We start from the raw sequence: 1251 nt of genomic DNA, 5'->3' as shown, positions 1-1251 counted from the left end.
GCGTCGGGTCTCGGGATAGGCCATGAGCGAGTGGCAGAGCGAGCGCCACTGGCTGGTGTCCAGGGTGCGGGCCCCGCGGATCGAGGTGGTGACGGCCTCGTCGACGGGCAGGCCGCGGCGCAGGGCGGCGGTGACCACCGCATCGCCCGACGGCGGCTCGGGGCGCTCCTGGAACGGGCGGTCCGCGGCGCGGTCCGGGGCGGACCACACCTCGCGCGGCAGCCGGTTGGGCTCCTTGGCCAGGGCCCAGGACTCCTGGTCCGGAGCCGGCAGGGGCCGGGCGTCCGGTGACGGGTCCGGCTTGTCCGGGTGCGGGTTGTGCAGAGTCTCGGCCGTGGCGGCGAGCAGCGCCTCGGTGATCATCTCGTCGGCGGCCGGGATCTGGTGCGCAGTCTCACCGGACGCGGCGAGACGGCGGCTTGCAGGGGACATGAAGACTCCTCGTGGGGTCGACGGTTGTGCGGTGGAACCGTCGACCCGGCAGGTGCGGGCGCCGACGGTGGCCAGAGCGTAGTGCCCTTCGGTTACGGCCCGACGACGACTGGGTAGGCTCCCGGACATGTCTGCGCAACAACCTGCTGACCAGGGCGTATCGCCGTCGCAGCCGACCGGGCCGGGGACCCTCGTGGGCTGTCGGATGCGCAAGTGGGACGGCACCCCGCACTGGCGGTTCGACGCCGCGTACCTCGGCCGGGACGAGCACGGCACCTGGCTCGGCTACCCGACCGGCACTCGGTTCAGCCGGCCCGGGCGGGACTACCGCACGCGCCACCCCGGGGTCGTCCTCTTCGGCGACGGCGGGTGGGTCGCCGACCTCTACCGCGACAACCCGCGGGACGTGCTGCTCTACATCGACCTCGCCACGGTGCCCGAGTGGCGCGCCGTGCCCGACGGCGGGGGTCGCCGCCGTCCGGCGTTCGAGGTCTCCGCCGTCGACATGGACCTCGACGTGCTGGCGCTGCGGCCCGGCAGCGAGCGGGCGCGCGAACAGGGCGACTTCTTCATCGACGACGAGGACGAGTTCGCCGAGCACACCGTCCGGTACGGGTACCCACCGGAGGTCGTGACCCGGGTGCGGGCGGACGCCGACGCCCTGCTCGCCGCGGTGAGCGCCGGGGCGGCGCCGTACGACGGCGCGACGGCGGACCGCTGGTTCGCGGTCCTCGACGCGCTGTAGGCGGTGGTGCGTCCTGGCGCCGCGGGCTCAGTGCGCGCTGAGCACCAGGTCGTCCTGCTCCACGGCGGCGCGCC

Annotated in this window: 2 protein-coding genes; one reads left to right on the top strand and one right to left on the bottom strand. The window is 74.6% G+C overall.

Annotation, left to right across the window (positions count from 1 at the left end):
* The coding region (locus PROKR_RS36430) for a hypothetical protein (RefSeq protein ID WP_036970218.1) at positions 1-432 on the bottom strand (432 nt) is incomplete at its 3' end.
* Between the two features lie 127 nt (positions 433-559).
* Between PROKR_RS36430 and PROKR_RS27385 the strand changes: the two genes are divergently transcribed.
* Entirely contained in the window at positions 560-1177 is a 618-nt protein-coding gene (locus tag PROKR_RS27385; RefSeq protein WP_157602786.1) for a DUF402 domain-containing protein, read from the top strand.
* Positions 1178-1251: the final 74 nt, after the last annotated feature.

The sequence above is a fragment of the Promicromonospora kroppenstedtii DSM 19349 genome (genome assembly GCF_000515355.1).
In the GTDB taxonomy this organism is placed as follows: domain Bacteria; phylum Actinomycetota; class Actinomycetes; order Actinomycetales; family Cellulomonadaceae; genus Promicromonospora; species Promicromonospora kroppenstedtii.
The sequence above is the reverse complement of the archived record's forward strand: the minus strand, read 5'-3'. Positions and strand labels throughout refer to the sequence as shown.

Bases quoted from the DNA above. Each gene is read 5' to 3' on its own strand.
- PROKR_RS27385 (WP_157602786.1), top strand. From the start codon at position 560: ATGTCTGCGCAACAACCTGCTGACCAGGGCGTATCGCCGTCGCAGCCG.